20 protein-coding genes and 1 rRNA gene are annotated in these 21753 nt (G+C 66.9%); 17 read left to right on the plus strand and 4 right to left on the minus strand.

The features are described 5' to 3' along the window. Positions 1-2: 2 nt before the first annotated feature. From rrf to QMG72_RS11840, 16 genes are all read left to right on the plus strand, one after another. Positions 3-119: ribosomal RNA gene (gene rrf, locus QMG72_RS11765) — 5S ribosomal RNA — on the plus strand. 370 nt (positions 120-489) lie between these two features. Then, positions 490-1971 carry a hypothetical protein gene (locus QMG72_RS11770; RefSeq protein ID WP_283480593.1) on the plus strand — a complete coding sequence of 494 codons (1482 nt, stop codon included), beginning with the start codon at positions 490-492 and terminating at the stop codon, positions 1969-1971. A gap of 6 nt (positions 1972-1977) precedes the next feature. Then, positions 1978-2967, plus strand: a complete 990-nt coding sequence (locus QMG72_RS11775) for an HAD-IIA family hydrolase (protein ID WP_283480595.1) — start codon at positions 1978-1980, stop codon at positions 2965-2967. A gap of 10 nt (positions 2968-2977) precedes the next feature. After that, the gene (locus QMG72_RS11780) at positions 2978-3247 is read left to right on the plus strand and encodes a hypothetical protein (protein ID WP_283480596.1); all 270 of its coding nucleotides are present in this window, start codon (positions 2978-2980) and stop codon (positions 3245-3247) included. Beyond that, entirely contained in the window at positions 3244-4056 is an 813-nt protein-coding gene (locus tag QMG72_RS11785) for a TlyA family RNA methyltransferase (RefSeq protein WP_282359895.1), read from the plus strand. Before QMG72_RS11780 ends, QMG72_RS11785 begins: the two co-directional genes overlap by 4 nt. 22 nt (positions 4057-4078) lie before the next feature. Next, a complete protein-coding gene (locus QMG72_RS11790; protein WP_283480597.1) occupies positions 4079-5131 on the plus strand; it encodes an NAD kinase in 1053 nt (350 codons plus the stop codon). A 3-nt stretch (positions 5132-5134) separates the two neighbouring features. Then, positions 5135-6874: a DNA repair protein RecN gene (gene recN, locus QMG72_RS11795; protein WP_283480598.1), complete on the plus strand. Its 1740-nt coding sequence runs from the start codon at positions 5135-5137 to the stop codon at positions 6872-6874. A gap of 78 nt (positions 6875-6952) precedes the next feature. Next, positions 6953-8731 carry a CTP synthase gene (gene pyrG, locus QMG72_RS11800; RefSeq protein WP_226775976.1) on the plus strand — a complete coding sequence of 593 codons (1779 nt, stop codon included), beginning with the start codon at positions 6953-6955 and terminating at the stop codon, positions 8729-8731. 27 nt (positions 8732-8758) lie between these two features. Further along, positions 8759-9421 (plus strand): NUDIX domain-containing protein, encoded by a 663-nt coding sequence (locus QMG72_RS11805; RefSeq protein ID WP_226775977.1) that lies wholly within the window; start codon positions 8759-8761, stop codon positions 9419-9421. 2 nt (positions 9422-9423) lie between these two features. Further along, on the plus strand, positions 9424-10503 hold the full coding sequence (gene xerD, locus QMG72_RS11810) for a site-specific tyrosine recombinase XerD (RefSeq protein ID WP_226775978.1): 1080 nt from the start codon (positions 9424-9426) through the stop codon (positions 10501-10503). Between the two features lie 95 nt (positions 10504-10598). Next, a complete protein-coding gene (locus tag QMG72_RS11815; protein WP_226775979.1) occupies positions 10599-11135 on the plus strand; it encodes an RNA polymerase sigma factor in 537 nt (178 codons plus the stop codon). Between the two features lies 1 nt (position 11136). Then, positions 11137-12063 carry a hypothetical protein gene (locus tag QMG72_RS11820; protein ID WP_226775980.1) on the plus strand — a complete coding sequence of 309 codons (927 nt, stop codon included), beginning with the start codon at positions 11137-11139 and terminating at the stop codon, positions 12061-12063. Positions 12064-12304: 241 nt separating this feature from the next. Further along, entirely contained in the window at positions 12305-12778 is a 474-nt protein-coding gene (locus QMG72_RS11825; protein ID WP_226775981.1) for an RNA polymerase sigma factor, read from the plus strand. Continuing rightward, positions 12775-13782 (plus strand): hypothetical protein, encoded by a 1008-nt coding sequence (locus QMG72_RS11830; RefSeq protein ID WP_282468109.1) that lies wholly within the window; start codon positions 12775-12777, stop codon positions 13780-13782. Before QMG72_RS11825 ends, QMG72_RS11830 begins: the two co-directional genes overlap by 4 nt. 88 nt (positions 13783-13870) lie before the next feature. Continuing rightward, a complete protein-coding gene (locus QMG72_RS11835) occupies positions 13871-14389 on the plus strand; it encodes an 8-oxo-dGTP diphosphatase (RefSeq protein ID WP_283480599.1) in 519 nt (172 codons plus the stop codon). Between the two features lie 41 nt (positions 14390-14430). Continuing rightward, entirely contained in the window at positions 14431-15303 is an 873-nt protein-coding gene (locus QMG72_RS11840) for a hypothetical protein (RefSeq protein WP_283480600.1), read from the plus strand. A gap of 65 nt (positions 15304-15368) precedes the next feature. Here QMG72_RS11840 and QMG72_RS11845 read toward each other — a convergent pair whose 3' ends face one another. The 4 genes from QMG72_RS11845 to QMG72_RS11860 form a co-directional block, all read right to left on the minus strand. Then, positions 15369-16508 carry a bifunctional 2-methylcitrate synthase/citrate synthase gene (locus QMG72_RS11845; protein ID WP_283480602.1) on the minus strand — a complete coding sequence of 380 codons (1140 nt, stop codon included), beginning with the start codon at positions 16506-16508 and terminating at the stop codon, positions 15369-15371. Between the two features lie 62 nt (positions 16509-16570). Further along, on the minus strand, positions 16571-17473 hold the full coding sequence (gene prpB / locus QMG72_RS11850) for a methylisocitrate lyase (RefSeq protein ID WP_226775986.1): 903 nt from the start codon (positions 17471-17473) through the stop codon (positions 16571-16573). Continuing rightward, entirely contained in the window at positions 17473-18993 is a 1521-nt protein-coding gene (locus QMG72_RS11855) for an MmgE/PrpD family protein (RefSeq protein ID WP_253033176.1), read from the minus strand. Before QMG72_RS11855 ends, prpB begins: the two co-directional genes overlap by 1 nt. A gap of 12 nt (positions 18994-19005) precedes the next feature. Further along, positions 19006-19647 (minus strand): GntR family transcriptional regulator, encoded by a 642-nt coding sequence (locus tag QMG72_RS11860; protein WP_253033175.1) that lies wholly within the window; start codon positions 19645-19647, stop codon positions 19006-19008. Between the two features lie 174 nt (positions 19648-19821). Here QMG72_RS11860 and QMG72_RS11865 point away from each other — a divergent pair, with 174 nt between their 5' ends. Beyond that, on the plus strand, positions 19822-21726 hold the full coding sequence (locus QMG72_RS11865; protein WP_283480605.1) for an AMP-binding protein: 1905 nt from the start codon (positions 19822-19824) through the stop codon (positions 21724-21726). The last annotated feature ends 27 nt before the right edge of the window (positions 21727-21753 follow it).

Here is a 21753-nt window from a genome sequence, read left to right on the forward strand (position 1 = left end):
GTTACGGCGGTCATAGCGTGGGGGAAACGCCCGGTCCCATTCCGAACCCGGAAGCTAAGACCCACAGCGCCGATGGTACTGCACCCGGGAGGGTGTGGGAGAGTAGGTCACCGCCGGAACATCATTAAACGGTCGAGGACCCCCAACCACGTTGGGGGTCCTCCCGCATTTAACACCCCACCCAAAAACACCCCCACCGGGAACCCCACCCGGCTCACCGGGAACATTGGCGCCCATCAATCCACGCCAGGAGCTCGACGGCGTGGGCCGCCGCCAACTCACGTGGCCAGAATAGCGGTGCGGCTGTGAGGCTCGACACCGCGACCGCGGAAAGGCTCACTGCCGTTAGCCGGGCGCAGGGGACTCGCCTAGAATTGGATGAGATGTACGGACTTCGAAGCGCTTGATTTCGGGTTGCGTAGGAACGAAACACGGAATAGAGCGGCTGCGATTACGCCAGTGGTCAGCTCACAACAGGAGGAATCCATCATGGCTGAGCACAACGACCGTAATCGTGGCGGCAACGACCGAGGCAACTTCGGCGGCGGCGATCGGAAGCCCCCCTACAGCGGCGGCGGAGATCGTGACCGGAAGCCCTATGGTGACCGTGCTCCCCGCGAAGGCGGCGCAGAGCGCAGGAGCTTCGGTGCCGGCGGCGGCGACCGGAAGCCCCCCTACAGCGGCGGCGGCGACCGGAAGCCCCCCTACAGCGGCGGCGGAGATCGTGACCGGAAGCCCTATGGTGACCGTGCTCCCCGCGAAGGCGGCGCAGAGCGCAGGAGCTTCGGTGCCGGCGGCGGCGAGAACCGCAGGCCCTTCGGCAACCGTGATGACCGCCCGGCCCGCGGCTTTGACCGCGGTGATTCCGGCCCCCGCCAGTTCGGCCGGGACCGCCCGGAAGACCGCCCGGCCCGCGTCCCCAACGCCCGGGACCTGCGCAGCGCCAACCGCCCCGACCGCGAACGCTCGCCGCAGATTGACGATGATGTTACGGGCAAGGAACTTGACCGTGCCACCCAGCACCAGATCAAGACACTCGAGGACAACAGCGCCGAGTGGGTGGCCCGCCACCTCGTGATGGCAGGGCGTCTGATCGACGATGAACCGGAGCTGGCATTCCAGCATGCCCTCGCGGCAAGCCGCCGCGGTGGCCGCCTCGCAGCCGTTCGCGAAGCAGTGGGCCTGACCGCCTATGCCGCCGGCCACTATGGTGAAGCCCTGCGCGAGTTCCGCACCTACCGTCGGATCAGCGGTTCCAACATGCACTTGCCCGTTATGGCTGACTGTGAGCGTGGACTCGGACGTGCCGACCGTGCCCTGGAAATGGCCCGCTCCGAGGAAGCCAAGGACCTCGACGCGCCCGGCAAGGCAGAGCTCGCCATTGTGGCCGCCGGCGCCCGGACAGACCTTGGTCAACTAGACGCTGCGGTTTCCGAACTGGAAATTGCCCAGCTCGACATCAACCGTGCATTCTCCTACAGCCCGCGCCTCTTCCGTGCCTACGCCGATGCTCTGGGAGCGGTTGGCCGGACGGCTGAAGCGCAAAAGTGGGAACGCCAGGCCGCCGTGGCCGAGAATGCCCTCGGCCTCGACGTCCAGGAGGATCCCGACATCATCGACCTGGGTTGGGATGAGGACGAGGACGCCCGCGAGCAAGAGCAGCAGCGCAGGCTCCTCGCCGATCAGGCTGCCGAGCGGTCCGCCGCTGCGGCCCAGTCGCAGGTGCCGCGTGCTGCCAGCGCTGAGGCCGTCGCGGGCTTCGAGGAAACCGGTGAGGCGGCTGTGACCGCCCTCGACGACGGATCAGACGACGCCGAATCCGACTTCTGGGAATCCGACGACGCTGAATCCGATGAGGACTCCGTGGAGAAGGACACGCTGGACCGCTCCGAGCTCCTGGCCGGCGATAACACCGGCGAAACCGGTAGCGGCGACGCCGACCCGCACGAGCCGGAACGTTCCGAGGACTGATCCGAAATGGCTGCAGCCGAGCTGATTTCGACCTTCGACGCCCTACTCGCCGACCTTGACGGCGTCGTCTATGCAGGCCCGCAGGCCATACCCGGTGCCGTGGAGTCCCTGCGCCGGCTGGCCGTGGCCGGCGTCGGGCTGGGGTACGTCACAAACAACGCCTCCCGGACGCCCGCGCAGGTCGCGCAGCACCTGCGCGAACTCGGCGCCCCGGCGGAGGATCATCAGGTGGTCAGCTCCTCGCAGGCCGCGGGTGAGCTGTTGGCTTCGCTGCTGCCGGCGGGCGCCCGCGTCCTGATCACGGGCGGCGACTCACTGGCGCAGGAGATTGAACTCGCCGGGCTGGTGCCCGTCCGCAGCGAGGCGGAGAACCCCGTCGCCGTCGTTCAGGGTTTTCATCCCGATCTCGGCTGGAAAGACCTCGCGGAAGCCGCCTATGTTGTTGCCGGTGGGGCCTTGTGGGTGGCCACCAACACGGACATGTCGATACCGCAGGCACGAGGCATTGCACCGGGGAACGGAACCCTGGTCGCTGCCGTGGCCGCCGCCACCGGAAAGCGGCCCCTCGTCGCCGGAAAGCCGGAAGCGCAGCTGTTCCACACGGCGGCCAAACGCCTTGCCGCCGACCGGCCGCTGGTTGTCGGTGACCGTCTGGACACCGATATCCTCGGCGGCAACAACGCCGGCTATGCCACGGTGGCCGTCCTGACCGGCGTCGACACGCGCGAATCGATCCTGGCCGCCCGAACCCTCGAACGGCCCGACTATCTTATTAACGACCTCACCGACCTCTACCGCCCGTACCCGGTGGTTGAGGTCGACGCCGGACAGCACCGCTGCGGCGCGGCCTCCGCCGAAGTGCGAGGACGGACAGTGCATGTCAGCGGTGATCCCGGCAACCTCGATTCATGGCGGGCCGCCTGTTCGGCCTGGTGGGCGGCCAACCCTGAGGCCGCCACTGCCTTGGCGCCGGACCTTAAATGGCTGGATCACTAGACTGGGGACCATGACCGAGCTCAACCACATCACCGAAAAGGACTTCGCTGCGGCGCAAGTGCCGGCCAGCTGGCCGAGGCGTCCGGAGAATGCGCCCGATGCCGGCGGACAGCCCGTATCAACGGACCCGGCGGTAGCCGCCCTCCTGGGCGGCCTTAGGAAGCTGCCGGAGCTGCCGGTGGCGGGGCACGCGGAGATGTACGCCAGCCTGCACGATGAACTGCTGGCCGCCCTGAATGAGTCCGTAACTACCACGTCACCAGGGGATGCCACGACATGAGCAGGCTTGACCAGGCCCTCGTCGGCCGTGGGCTGGCGCGGTCCCGCACCCACGCAGCGCGACTGATATCCGAAGGCAAAGTCAGTTCCAACGGGGCCGTACTTGCGAAGGCCTCGCTCCAGGTCCGGGACGATGCAAGCCTGGACGTGGCAGCCGCGGATGAGGACAACTACGTCAGCCGCGCCGGGCACAAGCTGGCCGGCGCACTGGATGCTTTCCCGGCCGTCGGGGTTGAAGGCAAGCGCTGCCTGGACGCGGGCGCCTCCACCGGCGGGTTCACCGAGGTTCTGCTGCGACGCGGTGCCGCCCACGTGGTGGCCGTCGATGTGGGCCACGACCAACTGGTCCCCGCGATCCGCAATGACCCCCGCGTTTCCGTCCACGAGGGACTGAATGTCCGCTACATAACACCGGAGGAGATCGGCGGGGCGGCAGCGCTGACGGTGGCCGACCTGTCATTCATTTCCCTCACCCTCGTGCTGGCAGCCCTCGCCGCGTGCACGGAGCCTGGCGGGGACCTGGTCCTGATGGTGAAGCCGCAGTTCGAGATCGGCAAGGACCGGCTGGGCCGCACCGGTGTTGTCACCTCGGACCGGGAGCGCCGCCTTGCGGTGGGCAAAGTGGCGGCGGAAGCGGTGGACACGGGCCTGGAACTGAAGGGCCTCGCCAGCAGCCCGCTGCCCGGCCAGGACGGAAACGTCGAGTACTTCCTGTGGATAAAGCGCGGGATGAGGACAGACCTGCCTAAGATCGAAGAGCGGGACGCAGCCGTTGCTGCGTTACTCGGAACGATCTGGCCCAAGTACTAGAAGCACTAGAAGGCGGAACCCGATGAGCAGGCGCGTCCTCATCCTTGCCCACACCGGCCGTGAGGAGTCACTCAAGGCTGCCTGGGAGGCGTGCGCCGGGCTCCACGACTCCGGCATCGTTCCCGTGATGCTGAAATCCGAACTTGGCGACATGGTCCGCTTCTTCGGACGACTCGACCAGCCTGTTGAGATCCTCCATGACCATGTGATGCTGCCGGAAGTGGAGCTCGTGATGGTCCTCGGCGGCGACGGGACAATCCTTCGTGCCGCGGAACTGGTGCGCGAGGTCGACGTGCCGCTGCTCGGCGTGAACCTCGGCCACGTCGGATTCCTGGCCGAGAGTGAACGGGCGGACCTCGCCCAGACCGTGGAGTGGATCGCGAGCCGCGAGTACACCGTGGAAGAGCGGATGACCATCGACGTCCAGGTCTGGGTCCGCGGGCAGAAGATCTGGCATACCTGGGCCTTGAACGAGGCAGCCATCGAGAAGGGCAACCGGGAACGGATGCTCGAGGTAGTCACCGAGGTGGATGAGCGCCCGCTGACCTCCTTCGGCTGCGACGGCGTTGTCCTGGCCACTCCCACCGGCTCCACCGCTTACGCCTTCTCCGCCGGCGGCCCGGTGGTGTGGCCCGAGGTTGAGGCGCTGCTGATCGTGCCGATCAGTGCGCACGCGCTCTTCGCCAAACCACTGGTGGTCTCGCCCCGGTCCCGGCTCGCCGTCGAAATCCTGAACCGGACCGGAGCCCAGGGGGTGCTGTGGTGTGACGGGCGGCGCTCGGTGGACCTCCCGCCCGGAGCGCGCGTGGAAGTGACCCGCTCCGCCACCCCCGTCCGCCTCGCCCGAACGCACCAGACGCCGTTCTCCGGCCGCCTGGTCCGCAAGTTTGAACTGCCCATCCAAGGCTGGCGCGGTCCGACGCCCGCAGCCTCCGCGATCAACACCGGCCCGGTGCCGGTGATCCGCACGCCCCGGCCGATGCCCCCGCTGCCGACTCCGCTGCCGACTCCGCCGCAGGCTGGGCCGCCGCACGCGGGCCCGGGCGAGACTCCTGATCCATCGACTGCGAAGTGAACCATGCTTGAAGAACTGAGAATCCGCGACCTCGGCGTTATTACCGACGCCACGCTTCCCCTCGGCCCGGGCCTGAGCGTCGTGACTGGAGAGACCGGCGCCGGTAAGACCATGGTGGTCACCGCCGTCGGGCTGCTGCTCGGCGCACGCTCCGACGCCGGGGCCGTGCGCAGCGGCGCGAAGAGCGCCTCAGCGGAGGCAACAGTGACGCTCGACGCCGGCCACCCAGCCGTGGCGCGCGCCCGCGAGGCCGGGGCAGAGATTGAGGAGTTCGACGGCGGTGCTGAGTTGCTGCTCGCCCGCACTGTGGGTGCAGACGGCCGCAGCCGAGCCTATCTGGGCGGGCGCGCCGCGCCCGTAGGGGTGCTCGGCGAAATAGGCGAAACCCTTGTGGTGGTCCACGGACAGTCCGGGCAGATCCGGCTCAAGAGCCCCGTCGCGCAGCGCGAAGCCCTCGACAAGTTCGCGGGGGAGGGCCTGACCGCGGCGCGCACCAGCTACCAGAAGCTCTACGCCCGGTGGAAGTCCAGCCAAGCCGAATTGGCGGAGCTCCGCAGCGCCGCGCGGGAACGGCTCCGGGAGGCCGAATCCCTGGAAGCTGCGCTGGCCGAGATCGATGCTGTCGACCCGCAGCCCGGCGAAGACGAATCGCTTAAGGCCGAGGCCGTCAAACTCGCCAACGTCGAGGAACTCCGGATCGCTGCCACCACCGCACATCAGGCGCTCATCGCCGAGGACTTCGGCGAGGGTAACGATGCTACGGCCCTGGTGGATTCCGCCAAGCGCACCCTCGAGCATGTCGCCGAACATGACGGGGAACTCGGCTCAGCGGCTGCCCGCCTGGCCGAGGTCGGCTTCCTGCTGAACGATATCGCCACCGAACTCGCCAGCTACCAGGCCACCCTGGACACCGAGGGCCCGGAACGGCTTGCCGAGATTGAGGACCGCAGGGCGGCCCTCGCGACGCTGGTGCGCAAATACGCCCCGAGCATCGATGAAGTACTGGTGTGGACTGAAGAATCCCGGAAACGGTTCCTGGAACTGCAGGACGACTCCCTCCGGATCGAGGCGCTGGAGGCCGAGGTGGTTCGCGCAGGCACCGAACTGGCCAAGCAGGCCGCCGGACTCAGCAAGCTGCGTAAAAAGGCCGCCAAAGACCTCTCCGTTCGGGTCAGCGCCGAGCTTAAGGCCCTGGCGATGGCGGATGCCACCCTGGTGATCAACGTCGAATCCGCCGGGCAGCCCGGACCGTTCGGAGCGGATGAGATCTCCTTCCTGCTCCAGCCCCACTCCGGCGCCCCCGCGCGCCCGTTGGGCAAGGGCGCATCCGGCGGTGAATTGTCCCGCGTGATGCTCGCCATCGAAGTGGTGCTGGCCGCCGTCGACCCGGTCCCCACCTTCGTTTTCGACGAGGTCGACGCCGGCGTGGGCGGCCGCGCCGCCGTCGAGATCGGCCGCCGGCTGGCGATGCTCGCCCGGCACGTCCAGGTCCTTGTTGTGACCCACCTGCCCCAAGTGGCGGCCTTCGCCGATCAGCACATCCGGGTCACCAAGACCTCAGTGCGCGGCGCCGACGGTTCCACGGCGGCCGGTTTCACCTCCAGTGACGTCCAACTACTCGGCGAAGCGGAGCGCGTCCGCGAACTCGCCCGGATGCTCGCCGGGCAGGAGGATTCCGAATCCGCGCAGGCCCACGCCCAGGAGTTGCTGGACGATGCCCGGCTCCTGCCGCAGCAAGCCTGAGCGCCCCGTGCGGCGGCGCGTATACGGGATGACCAGCACGGCGGAATCCCGCGGACAGGACCTCGGAAGGCCGAATTGATGATAGGCTCGAACTCCGTGGTGCAGCGATCAAATTCCCGTGTAAATTCCCGGTTCCCGGGCTCGTCCAAGACGACCAAACACATCTTCGTAACCGGTGGTGTGGCGTCCTCGCTCGGTAAGGGACTGACGGCTTCGAGCCTCGGTCACCTCCTGCGGGCACGCGGCTTGTCTGTAACTATGCAAAAGCTCGATCCCTATCTGAACGTGGATCCGGGCACGATGAACCCCTTCCAGCATGGCGAAGTCTTCGTCACCGACGACGGCGCCGAAACGGACCTCGACATCGGCCACTACGAGCGCTTCCTCGATGAGAACCTCGAAGGCTCGGCCAACGTCACAACCGGGCAGGTCTACTCCACGGTCATCGCCAAGGAGCGCCGCGGCGAGTACCTCGGCGACACCGTCCAGGTTATTCCGCACATTACCGATGAAATCAAGCGGCGCATGCGGCTTCCGGCCGAGGGCAAGCACGCCCCCGACGTGATCATCACCGAAATCGGCGGCACCGTGGGCGACATCGAGTCGCAGCCGTTCCTTGAATCCGCCCGTCAGGTCCGCCAGGACATCGGCCGCGGAAATGTGTTTTTCCTGCATGTCTCCCTCGTGCCCTACATTGGACCGTCGCAGGAACTGAAGACCAAGCCGACGCAGCACTCAGTTGCCGCATTGCGCTCCATCGGCATCCAGCCGGAGGCGATTGTGGTCCGGTCGGACCGCGAAGTCCCGCAGGCCATGCGCGACAAGATCGGCCGCATGTGCGACGTCGACCTTGACGCCGTCATCGGCTGCCCCGATGCTCCGAGCATTTACGACATCCCGAAGACCCTGCACTCCCAGGGCCTGGATTCCTACATCGTCCGCGCCCTCGACCTGCCGTTTAAGGACGTTGACTGGACCAGCTGGGATAAACTCCTGGACGCGGTTCACAACCCCAAGCACGAGGTTGAGGTCGCCCTGGTCGGAAAGTACATCGACCTGCCGGACGCCTACCTGTCCGTCACCGAGGCGTTGCGTGCCGGCGGTTTCGCCAACGACACCAAGGTCAAGATCCGCTGGGTCCCCTCGGACGAATGCGAAACCCATGAAGGTGCGGTCACGTCCCTGGCCGGGGTCGACGCGATCTGTGTCCCAGGCGGCTTCGGCATCCGGGGCCTCGAAGGCAAGCTCGGCGCGCTGAAGTACGCCCGCGAGAGCAAGCTCCCCGTGCTGGGACTCTGCCTGGGCCTGCAGTGCATGGTGATCGAATACGCCCGCAACGTGGTGGGCCTCGAGGGCGCTTCCTCGTCCGAGTTCGAGCCGGATTCAAAGTACCCGGTGATCGCCACGATGGAAGAGCAGCTGGACATCGTCGACGGCAAGGGCGACCTGGGCGGCACCATGCGCCTGGGCCTGTACGAGGCCAAACTGGACGAGGGGTCCGTGGTCGCCGAGACCTACGGCACCACCACGGTTAGTGAACGGCACCGCCACCGCTACGAGGTCAACAACAAATACCGTGAGCAGATCGCGGCCAAGGGGCTGGTGTTCTCCGGAACGTCACCCGACGGCAAGCTGGTGGAGTACGTCGAGCTGCCCCGCGAAGTCCACCCGTACTACGTTGCCACGCAGGCGCACCCGGAACTGAGCTCACGCCCAACCCGGCCGCACGCGCTGTTCTCGGGACTTGTGAAGGCTGCCCTGGAACACCAGAAGGGCGCCGGACCGGCGGAGGTATCAGCAGGGACTGCTGTGAAGGCTCCGGCGGCAGCTAAAGCAGCCCCGGCAGCGTCGAAGTAACCACCAACTAAATCAAAGGACGGCGCGATGCCCGGTAAGCCTGAAACCCCCCATGCTGCACGGCAGGTTTCGGATGAGCCGAGCCCGCGCCGTCTTTTGTCTTCCAGTACGGTCTATCAAGGCCGGATCTGGGACGTTGTCAGTGACAGTTTCCAGCTCAACGACGACGGCGATCCGCTGGTCCGCGACTACATCGACCACCCCGGGGCGGTGGCGGTCCTGCCGATGAACGACGCCGGGGAAGTGCTGTTGATCAAGCAGTACCGGCACCCCGTCGGGATGGATCTGTGGGAAATCCCTGCCGGGCTCCTTGATGTTGAAGGCGAGGACTTCCTGGCCGGGGCGGCCAGGGAACTCGCCGAGGAGGCCGACCTCGTCGCCGGGCAGTGGTATGTGCTGGCGGACTTCTTCAATTCCCCCGGCTCCTCCAGCGAAGCCATCCGCATCTACCTCGCCCGGGACCTGAGCGATGTGCCCGGGCACGAACTTCACGTCCGCACCGACGAGGAAGCAGAAATCGAACTCCACTGGATTTCCCTGGACGACGCCGTCCAGGCGGTGTTGGAGGGGCGCCTGCACAACCCGTCCGCCGTCGTCGGACTCCTCGCCGCCGCAGCCGCGCGGGCCGGCAACTTCACGGGCCTTCGCCCGGGCAACGCGCCGTGGCCGGCGCACCCCAGCCAGCGCTGACGATGGAACCGCTCACTGCCGAGCCGCCGGCTCCGGCGCACCTTCCGGCTCCGGTGCACCGTACGGCTCCGGTGCCCTCGGTCGCAGCAGCGCCCGCCCCCGTCCCGGCACAGCCCCCGGTGCGGCCGCCGACGGCAATCGACCGCGCCATCACGGATTACCTCCAGCACATGGGCGTGGAACGGGGGCTCGCGGCCAACACCCTTTCCGCCTATCGGCGCGACCTGGCCCGCTATGCCAGGCACCTCTGCCGTTCGGGCCGCCAACGTCCGGACGAGGTCACCCGGCAGGACGTCACCGGCTTCGTCCAGGCGCTCTCCGACGGCTCCGACGGCGGCTCTGCCCTGGGTATCCGGTCGGCGGCCCGAACGGTGGTGGCGGTCCGCGGACTCCATAAGTTCTGGGCCCTTGAGGGCGTCACTCCCACCGACCCGGCCAGCGATGTCCACCCGCCCATGCCTGGCAAACGGCTGCCCAAGGCCATCAGTGTCGACGAAGTCACCAGGATCCTGGAAGCGGTCGGCACCGACACCGCTACCGGCCTGCGGGACCGGGCGCTGCTGGAGTTCCTCTATTCCACCGGCGCCCGGATCAGCGAAGCGGTGGGCCTCGACGTCGACGATATTTCGCTGCACACAGCAGGGCGGAACGAACAGGACGACGCCGGGCCCGCGATTGTCAGGCTGTTCGGCAAGGGGTCAAAAGAACGGCTCGTCCCGCTGGGTTCGTTCGGCGCACGCGCACTCGACGCCTACCTGGTCCGAGGCCGTCCGCTGCTCTCGGCCAAGGGCAAGGGCACCCCGGCACTGTTCCTGAACGCCCGCGGCGGACGCATCAGCCGGCAGAGCGCCTGGACCATCCTCAAGACCGCGGCTGAGAAAGCCCACATCACCAAGGCCGTTTCGCCGCACACCCTTCGGCACTCGTTCGCCACGCACCTGCTCGAGGGCGGCGCCGACGTACGTGTGGTGCAGGAACTGCTGGGCCACGCATCCGTGACCACCACGCAGGTTTACACGCTGGTCACGGCGGACACCCTTCGGGAGATCTACGCCGCCGCGCACCCCCGGGCACTGGGCTAGAAGGATTTTTCCGGACGGCTGTAAGGATTGCCGGCTATCCGGAAACATGGAGTACACCTGAGGGATTTCGGGTATCGGGGTAGCGGGGCGGTCCCATGCTGTTGGAACGCGAAACGGAGTTTGAAGCCCTTTATCGGGCTCACTATCGGCGCGTCTACCAGTACGTCCTCCGCCGGATCGGCGATCCGGAGACCGCACAGGAACTCACCGGCGACGTCTTTCGGATCGCGTGGCGGAAGTTCGCCGCGCAGGAGGACGCCGGCTTGCCGTGGCTCTGCGCGGTGGCTCGAAACGTCCTGGGCAACGAATACCGGGGCCGCAAGCGTCGGCGGGAACTTTTGTTGAAACTGAAGGATTTTTCGTCGCGGCGCCCCGAGCCGGGAGGAACGGGCAGCGGAGGATTCGGCGAAACGGGGGAGCCGACGTCAGAGCCGGTGATCGCCGCTCTTGGCCGGATCGCGGCGAGACACCGTGAGGTCCTGATCCTCGTCTACTGGGACAACTTCACCACAGCGGAGCTCGCACAGTGCCTGGGCTGCTCGGAAGGGGCCGCCAGTGTGCGCGTGCACCGGGCGAAAAAGGCGTTTGCGGCGACCCTGTCACCGCACCTCGATGAGAGCGCAGGAACCTAACATGGACCGGATCGACAGACTCTTAAGAGGCGCCAACCCGGTGCCGGATGATTCGAAACCTCCGATCGATCCCGCGTGGCAACTACGGTTGTTGCTGTTGCCCGGCCCGGACGAAAGCCACCGGTCCGCGGATACCCGTCCAGAGGCGGGCCGACGCCGTCTTCTGCCGGCCGTCGTAGCCATCGCGGCAATGCTGGGGCTGGCCGTCGTGGCCGCCTTTGCCGTGACGTCCTGGCCGCACCCGGCGCGGCCGGTATCAGGTCAGTCGAGCACTGCCACGTGGACGCCGGACGGCTGGCGTCTCACCGGCTACCCGGCGTCCCCGGACGCGGGAAGCGAAACATATGTGCGACTGACGATTCCGCCGGACTGGGGGTTCGGCTGGACCGCCGGAGACCCGGATTATCCGGCTAATGGCGGCTACCTCTTTGCCCCGGTGCCGGGCGCAGCGGACGGGCCGGACTTCACCCGCGCAGCCGTTATGATCTACTACGGCCCGATGGGACCGCGCTATGATCCGGGTGCCTGCGGCGGGCCGCAGGAGTCCTATGCGGAACTGGACAGTTCCCCGGTGGACATCCCCTACGACCCCGCAGCCACGGGCACCGTACCGCCACGGTTTGTCTATCGTGTCAAGAGCGCGGGCAACAGCTTCGTGGCCTCCTTTGGCATTACCACCCGACCCGCCGGGGCCAGCATCGACTCCTGCAGCCAGTTCTTCCAGATTCGGGCAGCCCGGCCGGGCTACTACTTCGCATTCTCCAGCTATGCCGTGTTTTCCGGTGCAAATCCGGGCTGGGTCACGGATGCCTCCGGCCCGGCGTCCCGTGAGTTTGGCTCGCTGGAGGATGCCCGTGCGTTTCTGGCGACGTCCACGTACCAGGACATCAAGCGAATGTTCAGCTCGATCACTGTCACTGCACCGTAGTCCAGGCGGGCGGAATGATTTCCGCCCGCTGTGTAAGGTCCGGGGATGAGCCGGAAACAAGTGGGGTAGAGGGGATTCTCGAGTCGAGGCATAAAACGGGCCGGCAGATCCATGTTGCTGCTGCGGGCCGGCAGAATCCAACGTCCGGGATCCGGCCGGCAGCCGGCAGCAGAGGACTAATTGACGTGACTACCCGACGATTCTTGTAGATCGGGTCCCAGCCGTGAACGGAGAACAGGTCATGACCGCACAGCTCGCAGGACTGAGCGATGATCCGGCCGAAGACTTCCGCCGCATCGTAGCCGCGCTCACCCGACGCACTGGCGACCCTGACTACGCGGTGACGCTCACTGCTGACGTCTTTCGGACAGCCTGGGCCGAGGATCGAACTGGCACGACGGTGGGCTACTGTTCACTGCTTTCCCTTGCGTTGCGCGCCGCCGCAGCAGCAGTCCGGGACGCCGACGCAGCCGCTGCCCGCCAGCCCTCCGACGCCGGCGCGATCGCTTCGCTGAGAGTGCGGGACCGCGAAGTCCTGCGCATGGTCTACTGGGACGAACTCAGCATGGCGGAGTTGGCTGAATTCCTCGGTTGCTCGATGGCCCAGGCCGGTATCCGGCTCGACCGGGCCTACCGCAGGGCCGAAAGGCGGCTGCAACGGCGTGAGAACCGGCGAGCTCAGACATCCCGGAGACGGAACGGGGTGCCGCTGTGAACCGGATCGAACAGCGGCTCCACGATGCAGCACCGGCGGTTGGGGCGACGCAGCAGACTAACCCGGAGGCGGAGATCGCGCAACTGCTAACGGCAGCCCCGAACCACGAGCAACTGCTGCCGGGCCGGGCGGATGATGCGGGGAAGATCCGATTCCGGGCCGGGATAAATGCTTTGGACGACGCAAGCCGGCGGCCGGCATGGCTCGGATTCATCCTCGCGCTCCTGGTCGCGGGCACCTGGCTGCTAACCCCGGGCCGTGCCCCGGAAAATTCGGCTGCGCCGGTGGCTGGTGCGGCGGCGGCCAAGGCAGGCGCGCGGGAGGAAGCACCAGGCGGGTCCTCAGCGGCGCCCGCTTTGTGGTGGCACGCCAGGCTGACCCGGCCATGGTCGGCAGTGGACTTGGGCTTCGCCGCAACTGTGGAGCTGCCGTTCGGCTGGACAGCCGTCCCGCAAAACGCCTCTGCTGAATATCCGGGACTGCACGCTGACATCTTCGACCAGGACCTGCTCCCGGTGGCCATGCTCTACTTCGGACCGGCCCCCGCCACCGACGCCGGCTTCCAGCGCTGTGGACTGGCTTCCCGAAGCGGGGAGGATCTCGACCGACGCAGCATCGTCACCGGTGCGGAGACCCTGGACCCGGCACTCGCGGCAGCCTTCTCATTTACCGTCGCGGCCGGTCCGGAACCCCGGAGCACCTTTGGCCTGGTGCGGGCCACGGCGGGAGACACACCGTGTGTTCCGGACCCGCTCGCCGCCCCGGCTGGCGGACTCCTCCTTCGCTTCGGGGACGAGCTGCTGCTGCCCGGCGCCGCCGGCGGTCCCGGCCCCAGAAGCGGCTATGCCAGGATGTTCGCTGCCAGGGACGACGCCCGCCGGTACCTCAAATCGGTCGAATACGCCACGCTCCGCCGGATGGTTACGTCGCTGCGATTTACCCTGCCGGCTGACACCTCGGAAATCTGGACGTTGGGTTCGTCCCGGTCCGCGCGGCTCGGGTAGCCCGCCGGCCGGGACTGTTGACTGGCCCAGGGGTCCCGGCAGCGGGTCCCGACGTCGTGGCAGGCTCGGCGCGGCTACCCTTGGACCTATGCCGTCGACTCCCGTCACCCTCTGCTTTCTGCTCCGCGAGCCGGAGGCAGGTTCAACCGAGGTGCTGCTGGGCCTGAAGCTCACCGGCTTTGGTGCCGGAAAGATCGTGGGCATCGGCGGCCATGTGGAAGCAGGGGAGAGCGATGCCCAGGCCGTTGTCCGGGAAGTGCGGGAAGAAACCGGCCTGATGGTGCGCCAGGAGGATCTGGCCGACGCCGGCAACGTCGAGTTCATCTTCCCCGCCCGGCCGGAATGGAACATGTACTGCCGCCTCTTCACCACCCGCCGTTGGGAAGGGGAGCCCGCCGAGAGCACCGAAATCGCGCCGGAATGGTTCGCCGTAGATGCGCTTCCGCTGCAGCGTATGTGGCAGGATGCGGAGCACTGGCTGCCGCCGGCGCTGGCAGGCGAAAGCATCGACGTCGTGGTGGTTCTCCATGCTGACAACGAAACAGTTGCGACGGTCGATAGACTGCCCGTGGGATCGCGGCCCCGGCGCCGGCCAACCGGGAACTAACCCGGGGAAAATCATCAGCTTGCACACACCGGAGGACGATCATGGAATCAATCAAGGACACCACGGGAAGTGCCTTCAGCGACGATGAAATGATGCCGGGTTCCGGCGCGGAACCGGTCCCGCGCCGCCGGTGGCCCTGGGTGGTTGCGATCGCTGCCATAGCCGCGGCCGGAGTCGCCGCAGGTCTGGTGATAGCTGTCAACCTGGTCCCCGCGCCGCCTGCCGTAACGGCCGGAAGCGTAGCCGCACCCACGGCTTCCGCTCCGCCGACTACGGAACCGGGCCCAGGGCCTTCCGCCAGTTCAGCGTCCCCGTCGAGCGCGCAGTCAACGGCCCCGGCAACGGGCGGACCCGTCGCCGGGCCCGCGGACCGGCGCTACGTTAGCGCTGCGGCCGGAGCCTCTTTTGAGCTGCCCGACGGCTGGACAGCCGAGGAGTCAACGGTCGGGTCCGCCGACTATCCGGGAACCCGCATCATTGTATTCAACGAGGACCGGATGCAAGTCGCGGCGCTTTACCACGGCGCCGGCAGCGGGGTTGGCGGGGCCTGCGGTCCTGGTCCCTACCCCATAACGGAGCTGGACACGGCGCCAGCCCTGGACAATAAGTGGGCAACCGCGGCCGGGGTGCGGTTTTCCTACCGGGTCCTCGATATGCGGGCCGACGGCGGTGCCTTCGACTACCAGATTGGACTGGTCGACAGGGCGAGCGGCGAGTTGACCGACGGGTGCCTGATGTACTCGTTCGTCAACGGCGCGCCCCGGGGCACACTCTCCTTTGCAAACCGGGCCGCCCGAAGTCCCCGGCACGATGACCCCATCTTCAACTCTATGGCCGAAGCCCGGGACTACCTGGCGACACCCGAATACCGCAAGCTCAAGGCCATGATCCTCAGCCTGGAGATGCAGGACTAGGAGTACAACAAGGAGCGGCCGGTTACCCTTGGGGTGACCGGCCGCTCTGCATTATTTTGCGGGATCTAGCTCAGGTGCCGTTCCTCCACGCCGTTGTATTCGCTCAACGGGCGGATTAGCGAGTTGGCGGCCAGCTGCTCCATAATGTGCGCCGTCCAGCCGGTGATCCGGCTGGCAACGAACAGCGGAGTGAAAGTCGGGGTGTCGAAGCCCATCAGGTGGTACGTGGGTCCGGCCGGGTAGTCGAGGTTCGGCTTAATTGCCTTGGCCTCTTCCATCGCCGACTCCAAACCGTTGTACAGCCCCAGCAGCTCCGGCCGGCCATAGTGCGCGATCATCTTGTCCAGGGCGGCCTTCATGGTGGGCACCCGGGAGTCGCCCTGCTTGTAGACGCGGTGGCCGAAGCCCATGACCTTCTTCTTTTGCGCCAGCGCATCCTCCATCCACGCCTTCGCGCGGGTGGCTGCCTCGTCCAGGGACTCTTCCGGACGGATTCCAATCTCATCGAAGGTGTGCATGACGGCCTCGTTCGCCCCGCCGTGCAGCGGGCCCTTTAGCGCCCCGATCGCACCGGTCACAGCCGAATGCAGGTCCGAAAGCGTCGAGGTGATCACCCGGGCGGTGAACGTCGAGGCATTAAAGGAGTGCTCCGCGTACAGGATCATTGAGACGTTAAAAGCCTCAACAACTTCCTGGACGGGCTCCTCGCCGAAGGCCATCCAGAGGAAGTTGGCTGAGTAGCCCAGGTCGTCGCGGGGCTCCACCAGCTCCTGGCCATGGCGCCGGCGCTGGTCGTAGGAGACCACCGCCGGCATCGCGGCGAAGAGGTCCGCGGCCTTTGCCATGTTTGCCTCGCGGGAGGAGTCTTCGGCGAGGGGATGCCGGGCACCCATAACGGAGGCCGCCGTGCGGCAGACGTCCATCGGGTGCGAGCTGGTCGGCAGCGCGTCAATGACCTGCTTGACGACCGGGTCCAGCGCCCGCCCGGCGCGTTCCCGGGCAGTGAACTCCGCCAGTTGCGCCGGCGTAGGCAGCTCGCTGTTCCAGAGCAGGTATGCGACTTCCTCGAAGCTGCACTTGGCGGCCAGCTCCTGCACGGGGTACCCGCGGTAGAGCAGTGAATTGCTGTCCGGGTTCACCTTGGAGACCGCGGTGTAATCCACCACGACGCCGGCGAGGCCCTTTTTGATCTCTTGTTCAGCCATGCTGAGACTCCTTTGTTCCTGTCGCCTGTTGAACCGGCCGTGGCCGGAAGTCCGATGCGAGCCTACTGACCCGGGATCTGGAAGTTGAAAACGCCGGTATCAAAGCTGTTGTAGGCCTCGTAGTCCACGAGATCATATAAACGCGCCCGGGTCAGCATGTTCCCCACCTGGGCCTCCTGCGTACCGTCAGCCTTAATCGACTCCAGCGTACGCTCCGCAGCGCCCATGGCACTACGGAGCAGCGTCACCGGGTAGATGATCATGTTGACCCCGACGGCGGCGAGCTGCTCCACGGTGAACAGCGCGCTCTGGCCGAACTCGGTCATGTTGGCCAGAATCGGCACGTCGACGGCGTCCCGGATCGCCTGGAATTCGCTGAGGTCTTTCATGGCTTCCGGGAAGATGGCGTCCGCCCCGGCCTCCACGAGCGCCTTGGCGCGGTCCTGCGTGGCCTTCAGGCCATCCGTGGCACGGATATCGGTCCGGGCCATGATCAGGAAGTTTGGGTCGCGTCTGGCATCTGCCGCGGCCCGGATGCGTTTCGTGGCGGTGTCCAGGTCCACGACGTTTTTGCCGTCGAGGTGGCCGCAGCGCTTCGGGTTGAACTGGTCCTCGATGTGCAGGCCGGCCAGGCCCGCATTCTCAAGCTCCTGGACCGAGCGGGCGACGTTCATCGGCTCGCCGAAGCCCGTGTCGGCGTCGACGATGCTGGGCAGATCGGTCATCCGGGCGATCTGCCCGGCGCGGGTGGCCACCTCGGTGAGTGTGGTCAGCCCGATGTCCGGCAGGCCCAGGTCATTGGCCAGGACAGCGCCGGAAATGTAAACCCCGGCGAAGCCCTTCTCCTCGATCAGCCGGGCTGAGAGCGGGTTGAACGCGCCCGGGAACTGCTGGATCGTACCCGACGCCAGGAGCTCGCGGAAGCGGATCCGCTTCTGCTCCGGGGTGACCTTCGAGTACAGCATTAGAAGAGTCCCTTCGGTGCTGCGGCCAGGTCGATCACACCGTCGGCGGCCTTGATGTTCAGCTGGTCCAGCTCCCCGGCGGCGAGCTCCGGCAGGCGGGCGGCGGCGGCGAGGAAACGGTCGATTTCCGCATCGGCGACGAGGCCGGCAGCGAGGGTGCGGAACTTGTTGACGTACTGTTCCCGCGCGAACGGCCGGGCGCCCAGCGGGTGGGCGTCGGCGACGGCAATCTCGTCAGTGATGACAGTTCCGTCCTTGAGCGTGATCACCACGGTGCCGCCGAAAGCCTTCTCCGCAATGTCCAGGGAGTGGTAGCGGCGGGTCCATTCCGGATCCTCCACGGTGGTGACCTTGTGCCAGAGTTCCACGGTGTCCGGACGCGCGGCGCGATCGGGCGCGTAGGAATCGACGTGATGCCAGGAGCCGTCCTGCAGGGCGACCGTGAAGATGTACGGGATCGAGTGGTCCAGCGTTTCGCGGCTTGCCGTGGGGCTGTACTTCTGCGGGTCGTTTGCCCCGGAACCGATGACATAGTGCGTGTGGTGGCTGGTCTTGATCAGCACGGATTCCACGTTGGCCGGGTCGGTGACCTGCGGGTGGGTGCCGTGGAGTTTGCGTGCCAGGTCGATCCAGGCCTGGGCCTGGTACTCGGCCGAGTGTTCTTTAGTGTATGTGTCCATAATGGCGCGTTTGGCTTCGCCGGGCGTTGGCAGCGGCACGGTGTAGGAGGCGTCGGGGCCGTCCAGCATCCAGGCGATCACACCGTCCTCGCCCTCGTAGATCGGCACCGGCGACGTCTGGCCGCGGATGGCACGGTCCGCGGACTCGACGGCCATTTTGCCCGCGAACGCCGGGGCGTGGGCTTTCCAGGTCGAGATCTCGCCCTTGCGGGACTGCCGGGTGGCGGTGGTGGTGTGCAGGGCCTGTCCGATGGACTGGAAAATCGTTTCGACCTCCAGCCCGAGCAGGGTCCCGATACCGGCGGCGGCAGAGGGGCCGAGGTGTGCGACGTGGTCGATCTTGTGCTTGTGCAGGCAGATGGCCTTGACCAGGTTGACCTGGATCTCGTAGCCGGTGGCGATGCCGCGGATCAGGTCGTGGCCGCTGGAGCCCACATGCTGGGCAACGGCGAGGATCGGCGGAATATTGTCGCCCGGGTGGGAGTACTCCGCGGCCAGGAACGTGTCGTGGTAATCGAGTTCACGGACGGCGACCCCGTTGGCCCAGGCCGCCCATTCAGGCGCCACCCGCTCTTCGATGCCAAAAACCTTCGAACCCTTGCCGCCGGTGGTGGGGCCGTGGGTCAGCGCCTGGGCGCGGGCGGCGACGATCGGTGCGCGGTTCAGCGAGGCAATCGCCACCGAGGCGTTGTCGATGACGCGGTTGATGACCATGTCGGTGACCTCGGCGGTGACGGCGACGGGATCCGCGGCCACCGTTGCAATCTTGAAGGCGAGCTGGTCCTCGCGGGGCAGGTTTTCTTCGCTCTTGTAGACGCGGACGTGGTGTTCCTTGACCATGGTGCTCCTTAGTTAGTGGGGTACGTGGGTGGCTTTGACGTGGGTAAGACTGCGGTGCAGGTGCAGCGTGGTGGCTGCCTCGGCCAGCCGGGGGTTGCCGGCGGCGATCGCCTCGGCGATGGCGGCATGCTCGGCGGCGGCGGCGGTGAGCCGCTCGGCGTCGTCGGCCGCCAGCCGGCGGACCCGGACCAGGTGGACGCGCAGGCTGCGCATTGCCTGGGCGAGGTAGGAGTTATGGATCGCGGCGTCGATGGCTGCGTCCAGCCGTCCGACCAAGCCGTAGTAGTCGTGCAGGGCGGGATTCTCGCCGCTGACCAGGGCCGGGGCCCGGCGCAGTTCGTTGCGCAGCTGTTCGAAGGTGGCGGCGTTGCCGCGTTCGGCCGCCAGCGCCGCGGCCTTGCCCTCGAGGGTCTCCCGCAGTTCAAAAAGTTCGTCGATGTCCTCCAGCGAGATGTCGGTGACAACAACGCCGCGGCCTCCCGCCGTCGTGGTCAGACCCTCCGCGGTGAGCCGGCTCAAGGCCTCCCGCAGCGGGGTGCGGGAGATGCCGAGCCGCTCGGACTGTTCGACTTCCGCGAGGACCGTTCCCGGCGCCAGCCGCCACTCGATGATGTCCTCGCGAAGGGCCGCATAGGCCTTGTCGCTTGCGCGCATCCTGACTCCTTCGTTGCCTGACGCTTTCAGTGTATACAGGAAGACCAATTTTGCCCAGCTTTTGCCAGTCATCCGGTTCTTAGTTTCCATCTGTGTATACATAAGCCTTGTGCGGGCAGCTCCGGCGGGACTACCATAAGCACCATCACATCGTCGTGGACGGGACACATTCTTATGGTTACCAAGAACTACCAGGACAGCTACCAGGCCAGCCTGGCAACACCGGAAGCATTCTGGCTGGAAGCCGCAGCGAAAGTCTCCTGGACTGTCCCGCCGCAGCGTGCCCTCGATTCCGGCCGGGCCCCGCTGTACGACTGGTTCCCCGACGGAGTGCTCAACACCTCCTACAACGCGCTGGACCGTCACGTGGCGGCGGGCCGCGGCGCGCAGGACGCCCTGATCTACGACTCCGCCATGCTCGGCACGCAGCAGCGCTTCAGCTACAGCGAACTGACGGACCTCGTTGCCCGGTTCGCCGGCGTTTTGCGCCGCCAGGGCGTCGGTAAGGGAGACCGTGTGGTGATCTACATGCCGATGATCCCCGAGGCGGCCATCGCCATGCTCGCCACGGCCCGGCTCGGTGCCGTGCACTCAGTGGTCTTCGGCGGCTTTGCCCCCAAGGAACTCGCCGCCCGAATCCGCGATGCCGCCCCGGCCGCGGTGGTCACGGCCTCCGGCGGCATCGAACCCTCACGCCGGATCGAGTATCTCCCGGCGGTCGAGGAGGCCCTCGGCCTGGCCGGGTCGCCGGGCACTCCGGTCGTGGTCAAGGGCAGGGAAGGCTTCGCTTCTTCGGTGGCCGGCCACGCCGGTTGGCTGGACTGGGATACCGAGATGGCGACCGCCGCGCCCGCCGCGCCGGTGGACGTCAGGGCCACTGATCCGCTGTACATTCTCTACACCTCGGGCACCACCGGCGCGCCAAAGGGCGTGGTGCGGGACAACGGCGGCCATGCAGTGGCGCTGTGCTGGACCCTTGAGAACATCTACGACATCGGCCCCGGCGACGTGATGTGGACCGCCTCCGACGTCGGTTGGGTGGTGGGGCACTCCTATATCGTCTACGGCCCGCTGCTGGCCGGCGCCACAACGGTGCTCTACGAAGGCAAGCCCGTGGGCACACCCGACGCCGGCGCGTTCTGGCGGGTCATCCAGGACCACAAGGTCAACGTCCTGTTCACCGCGCCCACCGCGCTGCGGGCCATCCGGAAGGCCGATTCCGAGGCGAAGCTCCTGGCCGAGTACGACATTTCCAGTCTGCGCACCCTGTTTGCCGCCGGTGAACGGCTGGACACCGATACTTTCCACTGGGCCTCCCGGATCCTGGGCGTTCCCGTGGTGGACCACTGGTGGCAGACCGAGACCGGCTGGGCCATCTGCGCGAACCCGCGCGGACTCGACGGGCTGCCGATCAAGGCAGGCTCGCCCAGTGTGCCAATGCCGGGCTTCAAGCTGAATATCGTGGACGGCGCGGGCGGGGACGTCGAGGCGGGCACCGAGGGCAACATCGTGCTGTCGCTGCCGCTGCCGCCGGGCACGCTGACAACGCTGTGGGGCGACGACGAGCGCTACATCTCCTCGTACCTGCAGGCGTTCGAGGGCTACTACGCCACCGGGGACTCCGGTTACCGCGACGAGGACGGATACCTCTTCGTGATGGGCCGCACCGACGACATCATCAACGTCGCGGGCCACCGGCTCTCCACCGGCGCCATGGAACAGGTGATCGGCCAGCACCCGGCCGTCGCCGAGTGTGCCGTAATCGGGCTCGCGGACCCGCTGAAGGGCCAACGTCCCAGCGGCTACGTGGTGCTGAAGTCTGGGGTTGAGGTGTCCGCGGAGATTCTGGTAAAGGACCTCATCGCTTTGGTCCGGCGCGACATCGGCGCCGTCGCGGACTTCAAGCACGTCACAGTCGTCGAGGCGCTGCCCAAGACGCGCTCCGGAAAGATCCTGCGCAAGACCATGCGTCAAATCGCCGACGGCGAAGACTACGTGGTGCCCTCCACGATCGAGGACGCCGGCGTGATCGACCAGCTGATCGGTACTCTGCGCCCGGGCCGGTCAATCTCGCCTTAGCAGGCGGCGCCGCGGTACGGGCGGTTC

This window comes from Pseudarthrobacter sp. PH31-O2 (assembly GCF_030063265.1).
Lineage (GTDB): Bacteria > Actinomycetota > Actinomycetes > Actinomycetales > Micrococcaceae > Arthrobacter.